Raw genomic sequence first — 15,278 nt, 5'->3', positions numbered from 1 at the left:
ATTAATTTTTAGAGGCTAAGAATCATATTTTTTGACTTGAAAAGTGCTTAAAAGTTAAAGATCAAGTAATGTATTACTATCCATTATACATCATAAAAAAACTCTTCAAACTCAAAAACAGGCAAAACAAAACAATTAAAATTCCTATTGCATTTTGCAACCAGGTATTTTTAAACTCTCCCATCAATTTCTGATTGGAAACGATAGCTAAAAGTATAATCGCTATAAAAGGCAGCAATAAAGCATTGCTTACTTGTGCGATTTGAATTAATTCTATCGGATTGATCCCTAAGGAAGAAAATAAAACTCCCAGGAAAAGTATACCTCGCCAGGTCCATTTAAATTTTGGGTGAGATTTATCAATCTGCCAACCCAAACAGCCCTTCAACACATAGGCTGCAGCCAAAGCTGCCGTCAAGGTTGAGGTGATGCCCGCTGCAAAAAATCCAAAGCCGAGTAAATATTTTGCATACACCCCATATAAAGGCTCAAGTGTTTCGGCCATATCCAGAATAGAAAGCAATTGATCTTTTGGTAATCTGGAAGCAGCTACCACCACAGCTATGGAGACCAAACCACCCAAACCGATGGCTATAGCCGAATCTAATTTAGCAAACTTCAACCCTTTTAAATCTTTCCACTTTTCCTGAACTATGGATGAGTGTAAAAACAGATTATAGGGCACAATGGTCGTTCCTACAATAGCTAAAACAGTGGTTAAAGAGTCTGAAGGCATTTTGAAAAGAAAAACCCCTTTTAATAAAGCCAGATAACTTGGTTTGGTAATGATCGCCGTTGTCAAAAAAGACAAACTCATCAACACCACCAACACAATCAAAACGTTTTCAATTTTCTTATAGCTGTTCATATTCAGAATAAAGAAGCAAATCACCCCAATAATCAGTGGCAAATAATCCAATTGATGACCTCCTATGCTGACTTGTGTTTTTGCATAAATTACCGAAAACCCCATCACAGCGCCGCTAATGTTTCCTGCTTCGTAAGCCGCATTACCAAATACGATGGCAATGACCACTAGAAACATTAAAATACTTTTCAGTACAGGATGCTTTACCACATGACGCATGGCCGTTCCTAAATCTTTTTGAGTCACCAGCCCTATTCTGGCTGACATGTTTTGTAAAACGATAGTGGCTAGAATCGATAACACCAACGCCCAGATCAGGTCTGTTCCAAACCTAACGCCTGCGATGGAACAAATCGTGATCGTACCAGGGCCGATAAATGCAGCCGCCACAAATGTTCCTGGACCAAAGTAAGAAGTGAGTTTTTTAATCATTCAGGACGCTGATCTAATGCATATAGAGCAAAAGTCCCAAGCCAATGAGACCCTTCATAAGTATCTCCAAATAAATTTGGATAGGCTTTGGCAAAATGTTGATCCCCTACGGTTTTCAAATGATAGAAGGCTTCGTAGGTGTCAGCCAGTTCATAGAGGTTCCACGCTCTGCTAAAATTAAGCCCGTCCAGATGCACCAATTTACCATCGCTTCTGTCACTAACTTCAGCAACATCCAGAGAAAAATATTTTGAAAACAAACCAGGCATAAAGTCTTTTGCCCAAATTTGGAATTCGTTTTCAGGCAAAACTTTAGCCATTAAGGAAACTTCTTCCAGACATGGCGATAGAAAATCATAGCCGCTTGGCTCCCACTCTATAGGACAGTTTTTGTCCTTCAGGTAAAATTCTTTTGAACGTTTGACAATCAAAGCTTTAAGCTCTGGTTTTTCAAATACCTCCGCATAATCCAAAGTCATTGACAAAGCAAAGGCGGTATTTGGATGTTCCCCAACTCGTATAGGATACACCAATTTTGGTAGAAACTCCTGTGTTTTTACTTCCAAAATATCTACAAGCGGCATCAAATTACTGAGCCATTCTTCAGCTTGTGGATCATCCCAGGTTTTGAGTTCTTTAGCTAATGTAAACAACCAGGCCCAGCCGTAAGTGCGTTCAAAGTTTTGGTTGTGTTCCGTTTTGAAAAATTCAATTTCTTTTTGAATGTTTTCTTTAGTAAGTCTTTGAGATAAAGCACTTCTGATGCTATCGGCTTGCTTCAGTTCTGGAAAGTCTTTCAGCAATTTCACCAAAGACCACTGACTATGCACTGCAGAATGCCAGTCAAAACAGCCGTAAAACGCAGGACGTAAGTCTTTTGGCCTTGCCAGATCTTCTTCAGATCCCAACACCTGACCCAATTTATTAGGAAATTCCTGGGTAATACATTCCAGAGGGAGTTCAGCTAATTCTTCAGCTTCAACAGTACCAAATTCAGGAAAAGATTTATTTTCAAAAGGTGATTTACTCCCTCCTTTAGTTTCAGGTGAATTTTGACAACTCCAAAACAACAAAGGCAATAAAAAAAGTAGAGTCCATTTCATAAGTTTCAATTTTGACAGGCAAGTTAATCAAACCAAGTAATTCATTCAAAATTCAAGTTTATTTTGAAATCATATAACTTGTATATATCACAAAACCAACAAGCAAAATCAAAGCCTCCCACCTATCTAAGCGTTTAGCTTTCCCACTAAACATAGCGATAAACAGAAATAAAGTAGCACCGGCAAGCAAATACATTTCGAAATTGAAAGATGAGTTGTAGGCAATAGGTTTTATTAAAGCACTAATCGGAACAATCAATAAAACGTTGAAAATATTGGAACCAATCACATTGCCAATAGCGATGTCAGCATTTTTCTTGAGGGCGGCAACAACCGAAGTTACCAGTTCTGGCAGCGATGTTCCTGCGGCGACTATGGTTAAGCCAATCACTTTCTCACTGATTCCATATTGTAAAGCCATATCAGAGGCGTTAGTGACCACCAGATGACCGCCGTAAACCAAACCAGTCAGACCAAACACCATCAAAAGTGTCATTTTTGTTGTAGTGTAGTTTTGAGCAGGATTATTGTCGGCTACATCTACACTTATTTCAGAAGAAAGTCCTCGATAGATATAATACATAAATCCTGCAAATAGAGTAAGTAAAATTACTGCATCTAGTCTGGAAACCTGACCAGTTCCGTTTCCAAAAAAAGAGTTGGATATCACGTAAAGCACAACTACTACTGCAAGAGATATTGGGATTTCAATCCAAACCATACTCCTCTGAACTGTTATGGGCTTGATGAGAGCTACTATGCCTAAAATCATCATTAAGTTGAATAGATTACTTCCCATGACATTTCCCAAAATCAAATCAGACTGTCCTTTTAAGGAAGCAACAGAACTTACCACCAGCTCAGGAGCCGATGTTCCAAAAGCAACTATGGTAAGTCCAATAGCCAGATCAGACATTTTAAGCCGTTTGGCTAATGCTGATGAACCTTTCACCAAAGCATCTGCTCCAAAAATCAACAGCACAAAACCTAAAACCACCAAAAGTATTTCTAATACCATCTCAAATATTTTAAAGCTAAATTAGTCTGAAAGTCCCATTCAAAATTCAACTCAACTTATAAATTTGAAAGCTTTTTCTTACTTTTATAAAAAAACAAACTTATGTCTAAAATAGCATTAATCACAGGAGCAACAAGTGGAATTGGTTTAGCCACCTCCAGGCGATTTGCCAAAGAAAACTTCAAGCTTATCCTCTGTGGTCGCCGTCAGGAACGTTTAGATCAACTAGCATCTGAACTGTCATCACATACAGAAGTCACCACCCTTAACTTCGATGTGAGAGATCAAAAAGCGGTAAACGAAGCTTTAGACTCCCTCCCTTTAGAATTTAAAAACATTCAGATTCTAGTCAACAATGCAGGAAATGCTCACGGCTTAGATTTCATACAAAACGGCTCTTCTGCCGATTGGGATGCAATGCTGGACATCAACGTAAAAGGCTTACTTTATGTTTCTCAGCCCATCATCCAGACTATGATCGAGAATAAAGAGGGTCACATTATCAACATTGGCTCTACGGCAGGTAAGGAAGTTTACCCCAAAGGCAATGTATATTGCGCCAGCAAACACGCTGTAGATGCGATCAATCAGGGCATGCGCATGGATTTGAATGAGCACGGTATCCGCGTTGGCGCCATCAATCCCGGCATGGTCGAAACCGAATTTAGTAAAGTGAGATTCAAAGGAGATGATGACCGCGCTGAGCAAGTTTACAAAGGTTATAAAGCCCTGCAACCCGAGGACATCGCCGATATCATTCACTTCACTGTCACCCGACCTTACCATGTTAATATCGCAGATTTAGTCGTCATGCCTACAGCCCAGGCCAGCAGCGGAATGATCAATAAATCCAGTTAATACTGATTTTATGTCGAAATAACTTATAAGTTTTGCGATATCACCAGCTTAAAGCCTTAAAGTTAGCTCGATGCTGGGATCCGAAGTTTACAGGGAATCTTGATGATTAAGTTTTCTATCAACCTCAGCGTTCACCTGAAGTTGCTCGTATGTTGTTTATCGTTTTAGTGTCTTTAAAATTTTATCGTGAAGCCTGTCTGTTAGAGTGATTTTTAATACGAAATGGAATAAAATTGAATCGATAACCTTGTTAGTTCGAGTGATTCCGGCAATTTCGTCGGGATTGTATCGAGAACAGAGGTTAAGCTCTTCACTCCTATAAGCTCTCGATACAAATCAACATGGTTTTTTTTACCAAAAACCAAGTCGATTCACTCGAGGGGACATTTCACAGATGATCGTAGTATGTCAGTTCGAGCCCTTCTACTTAGCTCAGGATAAACTAAGGGCGAGAACAAGATTTTTCCATAGCACCATATGATACTACCACAATAAACCACGACCTCAAGGTAATTTTATCAATTCCTTACCATCCTATTGTACTTAGGGTCTTAACTTTGTGAAAAATCAAAAATATGAGCACCACTATAAAAGACCTTGAACCTAAAGTCATTTGGAAACACTTTTCTGCTTTGAATGCAGTGCCAAGAGCTTCCAAAAAAGAAGAACAAGTCATTGAATTTATGATGCAGTTCGGGAAATCTTTAGGGCTGGAAACCCTTCAGGATAAAGTAGGAAATGTCATCATCAAAAAACCAGCGACATCGGGAATGGAGGATCGTAAAACCACTGTTTTACAATCTCACCTGGATATGGTTCACCAAAAAAATAACGACACCCAATTTGATTTTGATACCGAAGGCATCCGCATGCATGTAGATGGCGATTGGGTGAAGGCAGATGGCACGACCCTCGGCGCCGACAACGGACTTGGAGTCGCTACTATCATGGCGATTTTAGAAAGCGATGATATACCTCATCCTGCTTTGGAAGCTTTATTCACCATAGATGAAGAAACTGGAATGACAGGTGCCAAAGAACTGGATGGCAGTATTCTGGATGGTGAGATTTTACTTAACCTGGATACTGAGGAAGATGATGAAATCGGTATTGGTTGTGCTGGTGGAGTAGATTTGACTGCTACTCGATTTTATATTGAAGAATCCATTCCAGAGAACTCCTTGGCATACAGACTAAAGCTAAATGGCCTGCAGGGGGGACATTCCGGTATGGACATCATCAAAGGCCTGGCTAATGCAAATGTGCTAATGAATCGTCTTTTGTACACAGGGTATACGACAGTCAATTCTAGAGTAGCTTCTATCGAAGGTGGCGGACTTAGAAACGCCATTCCTCGTGAAAGTGAAGCCGTAGTGATTGTTCATCAAGATCAAAAAGACAAATTTGAAGACACACTCAACACACTTTTCTTTGAAATAAAATCTGAATTTGCCAGCCTCGAGCCAGAGATGAAGTTCCATCTTGAACAAACCGAACTTCCAAAGAAAATTATGAGTAGTGATGTACAGGATGCGTTTTTAAAATCGATTTACGCCGCCCATAACGGCGTTTATAGAATGAGCCCTGATATTGAAGGCTTGGTAGAAACTTCCAATAATATTGCTAAAATAGCACTTGGTGGAGGAAAGATTGAAGTCTTATGTCTCACAAGATCTTCATTGGCATCTTCCAAAGATGATTTGGTAAATTCTCTGTCCTCCGCTTTTGATTTGGCTGGCTTTCAAATCGACTTATCTGGAGATTATCCAGGCTGGGCGCCAGACCCATCTTCAGATATTCTAAAAGTAGTCGATCGCATTTATCAGGAACAAAATAAAGAAAAAGCCAATGTCGCTGCGTGCCATGCAGGTTTGGAATGCGGGATTTTAGGCAGCCACTATCCAGAGATGGACATGATTTCGTTTGGCCCTACCATTCGTGGAGCACACTCACCAGACGAACGCGCCAGCATTTCCAGTACCCAAAAGTTCTGGAAACTGACGAAAGAGGTCTTGAAACAAATACCGGTAAAGGGGTAAAAAGCCCCAAATCCAAATAGGGAATCCCCCTAACTCCTCCAAAGGAGGGGAATTTATTCGTTAACTTTATGTTTACGTACTGGATTGATTGTCATACCTACGGCTGGGAAGAAGCCTTGGCAGCGACTGAGGAAGCTTTGATTATCGAGAGAGAAAAATCCTCCTGTCGTCGGAATGATAAGTTATGACTGAAAAAAAAAGTTCCGGCTTTAAGCCGGAACCTTTTTTTTATAGATTTAAGCGGAACTAAGCTTCTTGCTTATACCCTTCAGATTTACTTAAAACCATAGCTAAATTGGTTAGAAGCACACCATAAATGACCTTAGAAGCTATATCTGCAACGGTAAAGGTCATTTGTCTTCCTACAACTCCAGCTTCATTAAAGAATCCACCTTCGACACCTAATAAATGTGGCATTAGATAAGCACCTGGATATAAGAACCAGGAAAATAGGAACAATACCCAAATGCCCTGTAAAATCTTTTTACCTTTATCAGGAATTCCTTCTTTACCTTCTTTGATCACCCTATTCATCACGAATAAAATGTGAATAAAAAAGGCGGTAGAAATAGCACCCCAGATAAAGAAAGCAGGAAGATTCGTCACTTCATAATATTGACCGATATAACCCGTAATAATCATTAACGCACCTGAAAACCAGAACTGATTTCTAATACTGCTAAATTTCGATTTGGTCAAACTGACCACAAATAAGATTTGGAAAAGTAACATCGGTACATCAATCAGCCAGTTGAGATAACGGTATCCATTATTAAATAAATCTTCTCCCGAACCTAAAAAGTAAAGCCCCCTCTCAGCGTCGAAAACAAAGCTACTGGTCCAGTTGTTGGATTGAGCATAGAGCAGTAAAAACGCTGAAACCATGACCACAACCGATAAAACAGAGGATATTCTATACTTTGGTGCTACCGATTTGATAGTTAGTACAAAGTATAATAAACCGGCCAGCATCACTGCATAGCCCAGCGTCAAAACATGAGCAACCATCTGGTAAGCCATCTCGCTAAACCCCTGGTATAGACCAATGTAATTCTCAAAATTCGCATTTCTTAATTCGTTCATAATTATTGTCTTATGTGTTAGTAACCCTAAATTTAAAAAAAATGTATTCAATACGTTAAATTTAAAGTAGATTGTTTAATCTTTAAGACTTTTAACAGATCACCTAAAAAACACAGCATTGCATAGTGAGACAGACTTCTTCCATGGGTTTTACTGAATAAAAATTGAAATATGAATTTTAAAAAAGTAACAGGATGCTCTGCTATCAGAACTGTAAGCTTCAACAAAAGACTCAGCGAATTGAGCGGAATACATTCAAATATAAAGAAGTTTCTTCATGAGTCACATTCGCCGAGTCTAGAAAAGAAGAAACCCAAAAGGCTCCTGTTGTTCAACAGGAGCCTTTTGGGTTTTGATTTTATCAACTTAATCCCAATGCGTTCTCACACCGATCTGGAAATTATTCAAGTCGGTCAGGTTATCGCTGAAAATGGAATTGAGGTTATATTGAGCAAAGACCGCCACATTCTCCCAACCTATATAAGCACTGAGGCCGTACAAAAGATCATTGGTATTGAAGTCATCCCGCTCACGAAGCTTCACATCAGTTCGGCTGTTATTGTACTTTAACTTCTGAGTATTCAATAAATTAATACCTGCAAATCCACCCAGACCCACTTTAAAATCATGATCGCTAAAGCGCTTATTACCGTTATTCAGAACTGTTGTTTTTGAGCTTCCAAACTGAAGATGAACCGGAACGATTAAATTATCCATTCTGAATTTTGATTTGTCTAAATCAAACTCAAAAGGCTCTAAATTGGTCTGATGCCCATTTTCTACAAAAATGTTATTGTTCTTTGGCTTGAGTCCATTAAACTGTACTGAAACTCCATAATTAATCCTTAAGAAATTGCTTTCTTTAAAAATTCGCGTACTCCATTCATAACCGATCTCAAAGCTACGGCTACCTCCAAATTTGAAGGGGGTATCGTCTATACTTCCTCCCTCCAAAACCGCATTATTGAAAGACAAACTCGAGAACACTGAACCACTTGTTCTGGATGAATAGGGAAGGTCTCTGTTTTTTAAGGTATCCTGTGAAACTTCCTTTTTAGATGAAAGTTCAAAGAGATTAAAGGTAAAACTTGACGGATTTAAACCCAGTTCATCAATTATTGACAAATAAGAATCATAGTCTTCAAACTGGTCAAAATCTACTTCGCCATATTTCCTTTTTTGAAATGAAGCCCAGTCAATGAGTAATTCCTGTGCTTCTTCTATGTTTATAGCAGACTCTTTCGCAGCCTCCATCTTGAGTTCCTCAGCTTCAGGAGATGAAAGGTCTCCCTTTTTCAGTTGGGAATTGATTTTACTCACTTTCATGCTCAAAAAGCTCTTTTCTTCAGTTTCAATCCTGTTGAAAAGCTGTTTTAACTCTAAAGTTTCATTCTCAGTAAAGATCGAAAAATCTCTGTTTTGTGCTAGAAGCTGTTGACTCCATAAACTGGCGAAAAGGGCTAAGATGATTGTAATTTTTATAGGCATAGTTTCTTTTTTTTTTAGGTTAAACATTGAATAAATAAAACAGTTATGCTTTTAAAAAAGGGCGCCAACATAGCTGTAATTTGATTTGGTTATCTAGCACCTAGGCTAGACTTTAATTCGTTAAAATTCACTTCTATCAATTTCCATATTTTGTCTTTAAAAGAGTCTGAATTTTCAAGATCTACCTCAGCAAGCAGAGATTCAGCGCTTAGTTGATCAAAAATTTGTTGCTCTTTTTCTGAAGATAAATCGGTCCTTGCCTGAGCCAGTAAAGCTTCCACTTCATTTAAGTTCTGCTGACTAAACCGCTCTTTTTCCAGCTCCTGCTCTACTTCAGCTAATAAGGTGTTAGCTTTTAGCTGGGTAGGTGTTAAGGTATTGGTGCTAATAGGTTTAGCCTTTTTTATTATAACTCTAGATTCCGGCAGCCTGATTGATGCTACCTGTATTCCTCTGCTTTTTAGTTGATTCACTAAAGCCATACTTTCTCTTGCACTAACAATTCCATTACTTTCCTTTTTTTCTGAATTTACCACAGCTTCATTAGTGCTTGTCGAAAAATACAGTGGGGTAAGTAAAACTAAAAGCCCGATAAACCCGGCGGCAATACCGCTCCAAAGCCAAAGGCTTTTAGTTTTATTTGTGCGAGAAGTGGCTAATTCTCCGGTGATTTTTCCCCAGGCTTCATCCGTAGGCTGGAGGTTCCGCTGACTGAATTTATGCTGTATATCGCTTTTAAACTTGTCCATGAGAGGAGGATCTATATGTTTCTAATTTAGTTTTGAGCAGTCGCTTGGCTTTAAACAACTGCGATCTCGAGGTGGCTTCTGTAATGTTAAGCGTTTTGGCGATGGCTTTGTGAGAATAGTCTTCTATCACATGCATGCTAAACACCAATTTATAGCCCTCAGGCAATTGGTCTATAAAGCCCTGGAGTTCATCCACAGACCATTCGGTGAGGCATGGCATCTCGACCACTTCAAATTGTTCTACAACATCTGTAGAAAATTCGATACGTTTCTGTTGTCTTAAAAAATCTATGGCTGTTCTCACCATAATTCTACGGATCCAGCCTTCAAAACTGCCTTTGTTTTCGTAGCTATTCAAATGTTTAAAAACTTTTACAAAAGCTGTGGACATCACATCTTCAGCATGGTGAAGATCTGAAATATAAAGTCTGCATACCGACAGCATTTTGGGAGCAAACTGCTTGTAAAGACGATACTGTGCCTTTTGATTATGGCGCTGAGCGTCCTGAATGGTTTGCTCTAAGTCTTTATGTAGTTTTATCAGTTTCACAGTTGAGATGTGTGTCTATAAATATAGACGATAAAAAAACCTTCAGCGTTGCCTGAAGGTTTAAATTTATTTTTAAAGCGTTTTAAGTTTCATCCTCACCAAACATCCACTCATAGGTTATACGGGGGTTGAGGTAATTATCGGGAGGTAGTAAAATAAGTACTGAGCAAATTCAGAAAAGAAAAAAAAGCAGGTCTATAAGCCGGATTCTGTCCCCAATAGTTGGGTCCCTATCATTTATCTAGGATTTTTGTTGCCAAAAATCTCGATCTGTTTACCCTCCAAGATTGGGCGCACAACCCTCAAGCCTTGGTTTACATAACATTTCACCACATAGAGTTTACCGATTTCACTACAGCCGAACTGTACTTGCTTTCTGTTGCACTGGTCCTTTCCGCCAAAGGCGGACGACGGGCGTTACCCGCTATGTTGTGCTATGGTGTCCGGACTTTCCTCTCTCCTGTCCCGATAATTATCGGGACGAGACAGCGATAGGGCGACCTGCAGCGCAAAAGTAAGTTTAATTTTGGGATATGGGTAGTGGTTTATTCGTGTATTCGTTTTGCGTTGACTGTTTTTGGTTAAGCGTTTTGGGTTTTTCGTGGATTGGAAAATGTAAATTTAAATTTTGAATTAAGAATTATTAATTTTCCTAACTCCTATTCCCTACTACCTAAAAGCTCCTGGATGACTCAGAACTACTTCTTTTTCCTCAACTTCAAAGCTAGATCGGGATAATCGGTGATGAGTCCATCAACACCATATTTTAGTTGAGTTTTCATTTGCTCGTACTCATTAACCGTCCAGGGAATTACTTTCATTCCATAGTCGTGAGCATCATTCACCAGTTTTTTATTTACCAGCGGAAAATACGGACTATAAATCTCGGGGACAAATCCTAAATCTGCCAGGGCTGTCTCAAGGTCTGAGTTATAAACCAAAGCAGCAAGCCTAACCTCCGGATAGGACGTGTTGAGTTCTCGTAATATCCTAAAATCAAAGCTCTGTAAATTCACCCGATTCATATCTGTTTCCTGTTGCAACAGACCCATGACCAGCCTGACAAATTCAGCTGGTGTTGGATGGTAGACGTCATCGCCCTCTGGCAGGCTTTTTAGTTCAATGTTGTAGTTGATTTTTTGACCATGATTTTTGCTTAGACTATCTGCCATATGCAGGACCTCTTTAAGAAGTGGCTTATAGGCAGACTCTAAGTCTTGTTCAGGAAAAGCAGGGTTGTATTTGCTCCCACAGTCAAAGGCTTTCACCTCCTCATAAGTCATTTGGTAAATATTAAATGACTTTTCGTTAGCTTTTTCGATGTCATTTCCATCGGCATCTAAACAAATGTCTGCATTCATCCAGGGCTCATGAGAGACAACTATCTGTTTGTCCCTAGTAATAGCTAAATCCAGTTCAAGCGTGTTCACCCCAAGCTCCAAGGCTTTTTGAAACGCCTGCAAAGTATTTTCTGGAGACAGACCTCTTGCGCCACGATGTCCCTGCAGATCAAATTTATATGTTGTCGATTTTGAGATAGCTTTACCGTTTTGAGCTTGAGCATTTAGTGTTGGTAAGGTAAGTAATAACATGATAAGGTATTTCATTACTTTTTGATTTTATCTTGAATAAATTTTTGACTTTCTTCTAAAACGGATACCCAGTCATTGGACCTCAATTCACTGGCAATCACGTGATTTCCAGTTTCTGGAAAAGCTTGTTTATGTTTTAATTCTTCAGGAGTTCCAAGTTGATTGTACATGTCAATCATGGCTGATACAGAAACTACTTTATCCTGCTCTTCTTCATTTTTATAATAATACGCCATAAAAACAGGACAATTCACAGCTTTAAAAGTTTCAGGAGTCATTGTTTCTTTGAGCATGCCAATCAGTGCAACATAAGCATTGATATGATATTCGGTTGACCAGTAATTTGACTCAGGCTCTGGGCGATCCATTTTTTGTACTTCACCTCCAATCATAGATTTGAATAGCTCTCTCCCTTGAGGTGTTGTAATCTGTGCCATCATAGGGTTTTTGAGACCTACAAAAGGGGAATACAGAAGTAATCCAGCGATATCTTTATGCCTGGAAGCTAAATGTAAACTGAGAGTTCCGCCTGTTGATGTACTTATCAGCACCACTTTTTTTCCTAAAAGCCGACCTACTTCTAAGGCTTCTTCAGCTGAAGCCAAGTATTTTTCTTTGGTCAGTTCTTCAAATCCTTCCACTCCACTTCTGCCGTGTCCTTTGAGCCTTGCATAAAATACATTGGCTTCAAATTCTTTGGCTAATTTAGAAATTACTGGCTCTGCCTCCATTCTACTTGCCCCAAAACCATGTAGATATACAAACACCAGATCTGTTAATGTCTCTGGTTCTTTAGCCCAGGAAATCATAGCGTTGTTGTCTTTCTTTAAATCTAAAATCTCGGTTTCTTGTTCTTCAATCCATTCATCTATGGTTTCAATACTATAATTTGATATAGATTGAGCGGAAAGCTGTGGAGAAATCCACAGCATCCAGCTCATGACTATTAATTTTAAGGTGATTTTCATAAGTCTATTTTTATGGTTAAAGCTAATTAAAATCTGACTGAAAATTGAGCTCCAAAGAATCTTGGCGGACCAGCGATAAAAGTAGGAATTCCAAATGCTCCACCTGTATTCCCGGCATCTATTATAAATTCCTCATCCAAAGCATTGGTTACAAAAAAGGTCAGTTCTTTAGTTTGATCTAATCTCAAACCTAATCTTAAATTTAGTAATCCATAACCCTCTTGCGAAATGTTAGGTAAATTGGTCTCTTCAAAGAAAACTTCAGATTTGTAAGAATAAGTAGGTAAGAAAAATGCTTCTAAACGATCTGTCAAAGAAACATCTATATTTCCCCCAAGAGAGAATGAGTGTTCTGGAGTTAGCCGGAAACGATTGCCTGCAAGCGCCTGCTCATTTCCGTCCTCATCTACATCATCAAATGTAGCATCTATGTAACCATAGTTTGCGAAAAAGCTGATGTCTTTACTTACTGCATATTGGAATGAGGTTTCAAAGCCATAAGAGGTTGCACTACCGCTATCGTTTGGAATAATAACTAAACCATCGTCTGGATCTAGCGTAGCGATTGTCGTTTGGAAATTTTGGTAGTCATAATAAAACGCATTCGCATCAAATTGTAATCTGTTATTTAAGAATAAGGATTTAAAACCTAACTCATAAGACCATACAGTCTCATCCGATAATACATTTACATCTGTAGCAGTGACGTTGATCACGTTTGGTCTTCTACCTCTGGCAACATTTCCAAACACAGAGACTTCTTCATTAAAATCATAATTCAAGGCAAAACGTCCAACTGCAGAGGTGAAGTTTTCACTGGCCTTTCGCCTGCCGTTGGTAGGAGCAAAAATATTGTTTGGAAAACTTCCTACAAAGTTACCCAAAAACGCAGGCTGATCTGCGTTTTCTACTTCCAGTCCAGCATTGATATTCTCCCAGGTAGCTCTCAAACCTAATGTTGCAGTTAATTTGCCGGTAATATCATAAGAGCCATCTACAAATAGGTCTCCTGAATAATTTTCACCAAAATTTGTTGATCTCTCTGTATTGAATTCTTGTAAAGGTGCACCTGCTAACGGACCAAAAGCAGGATCATTTGGAATATTAGGAATTAATGTTGGTATCCCGTTGACTAAAAAATTATCTGGAGCCAGCAGTAAAGCCGCAAAGCTCTGTTCGTTAATTTCTAATGGAACAGACTGAGAACCATCTTCGGCAAAGAAATTAGCTCCAACAAAGCCTCTAAAGTTTTCATTGGTGTCAAAATTGAATCTTAATTCCTGACTAAATTGTTTCCCTTCCGATTGTTCTCTGAAAAATAAAACTGGAGCTACTGTACCATCAGCATCAAAAGCCTCATCAGAGTCAAATTCTCGGTATGCTGTTATTGAAGTTAAATCCCAGTTTTCTGAAATATCATGCTTGAGTATTGCTGTAAGTCCCCAGACATCTCTATCAACTCCAAGTTCCTCTCCTCTTTCAAGATCAGCAAATGTATTAGGATTGGTATCGCCTCCTATTGGTGCAAAGCGTCCACTTTTAAATGAAGTTCCGGGAGGTGTATCTCTTTGCCAGTTTGCAATGACATCAAGGGTGGTTTTTTCACCCATCAAATATTTCAATGACCCTCTGAATGCTAAAGTTTCTTTTCCATTAAGATCACCACCAGATAGATTATCAATATAACCATCTCTTGCGTTGTAAATTCCTGCCAATCTGACGAAGAGTTTATCTTCCACAACAGGAGTGTTGACATGACCCGTAATGATACGTTGATTATAATTTCCGTAAGCAGCCTTTAAAAACCCTGATTTTTGATTTTTAGCTTTATTTTGAATCAGATGCACAGCACCAATTTGAGCTCCACGGCCAAATAAGGTTCCTTGCGGACCCTTCAGAACTTCTACACGTTCCATGTCGTAAAGCTCGACTACAGAACCTCTGGATTTACTGATAGACACACCGTCCTGAAATACAGATACTCTTGGTTCCACACGCGAATCCCCACTATCTGAAGTAATCCCGCGAATCACAATACCAGGATTATTCACACTTTGTATTTGAATCTGCAGTCCTGGTACAAATTCTGAAAGTGCATCATACTCAAAGGTATTGGTGCTTTCTAAGAATTTCCCTCCATAGGAAGTGATTGCAATAGGTACGTCCTTGTTCTTTTGCTCGCGCTTCTGAGCTGAAACCATAATTCCGTCCAGCATATAGTTTGCTTCTTTTAACGAAATTGATAACTCAACATTATCGGTCACTTCCACTAATTGTTCTATAGTTTCAAAACCTAAATAGGTAATCTTTAAATCATAACTACCCTCTGGAATATTTTTAAGTTCAAATTTGCCGTTGGCACTCGTTACAGTTCCTTTGTTAAGTCCAGGAATCATCACATTAGCACCAGGAATCAGGTTTTTGTCTGTATCCCTCACTTGTCCTGAAATTGAATAGGTTTGAGAAAAACCTGTAAAGCTAAATAGGCTTAAAAGCACGGCGAATAAATAAATCTGTTTCATAGTTGTTT

General features: G+C 39.0%; 12 protein-coding genes and 1 other RNA gene. 2 read left to right on the top strand and 11 right to left on the bottom strand.

The genetic code is table 11. The annotated features are described in order from the left end of the window. Positions 1-76 precede the first annotated feature (76 nt). The 3 genes from ACFQ0R_RS00135 to ACFQ0R_RS00125 are packed head-to-tail and all read right to left on the bottom strand — an operon-like array spanning position 77 to position 3,421. Complete coding sequence (locus tag ACFQ0R_RS00135; protein ID WP_379656337.1) at positions 77-1,300, bottom strand: Nramp family divalent metal transporter; 1,224 nt, start codon at positions 1,298-1,300, stop codon at positions 77-79. Continuing rightward, positions 1,297-2,403 carry a DUF2891 domain-containing protein gene (locus ACFQ0R_RS00130; RefSeq protein ID WP_379656336.1) on the bottom strand — a complete coding sequence of 369 codons (1,107 nt, stop codon included), beginning with the start codon at positions 2,401-2,403 and terminating at the stop codon, positions 1,297-1,299. The genes ACFQ0R_RS00135 and ACFQ0R_RS00130 overlap by 4 nt, the downstream gene beginning before the upstream one ends. A gap of 58 nt (positions 2,404-2,461) precedes the next feature. Next, entirely contained in the window at positions 2,462-3,421 is a 960-nt protein-coding gene (locus ACFQ0R_RS00125; protein WP_379656335.1) for a calcium/sodium antiporter, read from the bottom strand. 102 nt (positions 3,422-3,523) lie between these two features. On the opposite strand from ACFQ0R_RS00125, the gene ACFQ0R_RS00120 reads away from it, so the two are divergent. Then, positions 3,524-4,279 (top strand): SDR family NAD(P)-dependent oxidoreductase, encoded by a 756-nt coding sequence (locus ACFQ0R_RS00120; RefSeq protein ID WP_379656334.1) that lies wholly within the window; start codon positions 3,524-3,526, stop codon positions 4,277-4,279. 575 nt (positions 4,280-4,854) lie between these two features. After that, on the top strand, positions 4,855-6,318 hold the full coding sequence (locus ACFQ0R_RS00115; protein ID WP_379656333.1) for an aminoacyl-histidine dipeptidase: 1,464 nt from the start codon (positions 4,855-4,857) through the stop codon (positions 6,316-6,318). Positions 6,319-6,564: 246 nt separating this feature from the next. Here the strand turns inward: ACFQ0R_RS00115 and ACFQ0R_RS00110 are convergent, their stop codons facing one another. The 8 genes from ACFQ0R_RS00110 to ACFQ0R_RS00075 form a co-directional block, all read right to left on the bottom strand. Next, positions 6,565-7,401, bottom strand: coding sequence for a bacteriorhodopsin (locus tag ACFQ0R_RS00110; RefSeq protein WP_379656332.1), 837 nt, complete (start codon positions 7,399-7,401; stop codon positions 6,565-6,567). A gap of 366 nt (positions 7,402-7,767) precedes the next feature. Beyond that, positions 7,768-8,889, bottom strand: coding sequence for a TonB-dependent receptor (locus tag ACFQ0R_RS00105; RefSeq protein ID WP_379656331.1), 1,122 nt, complete (start codon positions 8,887-8,889; stop codon positions 7,768-7,770). Positions 8,890-8,978: 89 nt separating this feature from the next. Continuing rightward, the gene (locus tag ACFQ0R_RS00100; protein WP_379656330.1) at positions 8,979-9,638 is read right to left on the bottom strand and encodes a hypothetical protein; all 660 of its coding nucleotides are present in this window, start codon (positions 9,636-9,638) and stop codon (positions 8,979-8,981) included. Next, positions 9,625-10,188, bottom strand: coding sequence for an RNA polymerase sigma factor (locus tag ACFQ0R_RS00095; RefSeq protein WP_379656329.1), 564 nt, complete (start codon positions 10,186-10,188; stop codon positions 9,625-9,627). The genes ACFQ0R_RS00100 and ACFQ0R_RS00095 overlap by 14 nt, the downstream gene beginning before the upstream one ends. 182 nt (positions 10,189-10,370) lie before the next feature. After that, positions 10,371-10,696, bottom strand: an RNA gene (gene rnpB, locus ACFQ0R_RS00090) — RNase P RNA component class A. A 190-nt stretch (positions 10,697-10,886) separates the two neighbouring features. Further along, positions 10,887-11,795, bottom strand: coding sequence for a glycerophosphodiester phosphodiesterase (locus ACFQ0R_RS00085; protein WP_379656328.1), 909 nt, complete (start codon positions 11,793-11,795; stop codon positions 10,887-10,889). After that, positions 11,795-12,748, bottom strand: a complete 954-nt coding sequence (locus ACFQ0R_RS00080) for an alpha/beta hydrolase (protein ID WP_379656327.1) — start codon at positions 12,746-12,748, stop codon at positions 11,795-11,797. The genes ACFQ0R_RS00085 and ACFQ0R_RS00080 overlap by 1 nt, the downstream gene beginning before the upstream one ends. Before the next feature lie 26 nt (positions 12,749-12,774). Beyond that, positions 12,775-15,270, bottom strand: coding sequence for a TonB-dependent receptor (locus tag ACFQ0R_RS00075; RefSeq protein ID WP_379656326.1), 2,496 nt, complete (start codon positions 15,268-15,270; stop codon positions 12,775-12,777). Positions 15,271-15,278: the final 8 nt, after the last annotated feature.

Source organism: Psychroflexus salinarum, assembly GCF_042677225.1.
Taxonomy (GTDB): Bacteria; Bacteroidota; Bacteroidia; order Flavobacteriales; family Flavobacteriaceae; genus Psychroflexus; species Psychroflexus salinarum.
Note: the sequence above shows the minus strand (reverse complement) of the source record. Positions and strands in the feature narration are given on the sequence as shown.

What these genes read in the sequence shown, in the direction of transcription:
- ACFQ0R_RS00115 (WP_379656333.1), top strand. Translation starts at nt 4,855, where the DNA reads ATGAGCACCACTATAAAAGACCTTGAACCTAAAGTCATTTGGAAACAC.
- ACFQ0R_RS00085 (WP_379656328.1), bottom strand. Translation starts at nt 11,795, where the DNA reads ATGAAATACCTTATCATGTTATTACTTACCTTACCAACACTAAATGCT.
- ACFQ0R_RS00130 (WP_379656336.1), bottom strand. Translation starts at nt 2,403, where the DNA reads ATGAAATGGACTCTACTTTTTTTATTGCCTTTGTTGTTTTGGAGTTGT.
- ACFQ0R_RS00080 (WP_379656327.1), bottom strand. Translation starts at nt 12,748, where the DNA reads ATGAAAATCACCTTAAAATTAATAGTCATGAGCTGGATGCTGTGGATT.
- ACFQ0R_RS00100 (WP_379656330.1), bottom strand. Translation starts at nt 9,638, where the DNA reads ATGGACAAGTTTAAAAGCGATATACAGCATAAATTCAGTCAGCGGAAC.
- ACFQ0R_RS00135 (WP_379656337.1), bottom strand. Translation starts at nt 1,300, where the DNA reads ATGATTAAAAAACTCACTTCTTACTTTGGTCCAGGAACATTTGTGGCG.
- ACFQ0R_RS00120 (WP_379656334.1), top strand. Translation starts at nt 3,524, where the DNA reads ATGTCTAAAATAGCATTAATCACAGGAGCAACAAGTGGAATTGGTTTA.
- ACFQ0R_RS00105 (WP_379656331.1), bottom strand. Translation starts at nt 8,889, where the DNA reads ATGCCTATAAAAATTACAATCATCTTAGCCCTTTTCGCCAGTTTATGG.
- ACFQ0R_RS00075 (WP_379656326.1), bottom strand. Translation starts at nt 15,270, where the DNA reads ATGAAACAGATTTATTTATTCGCCGTGCTTTTAAGCCTATTTAGCTTT.
- ACFQ0R_RS00125 (WP_379656335.1), bottom strand. Translation starts at nt 3,421, where the DNA reads ATGGTATTAGAAATACTTTTGGTGGTTTTAGGTTTTGTGCTGTTGATT.
- ACFQ0R_RS00110 (WP_379656332.1), bottom strand. Translation starts at nt 7,401, where the DNA reads ATGAACGAATTAAGAAATGCGAATTTTGAGAATTACATTGGTCTATAC.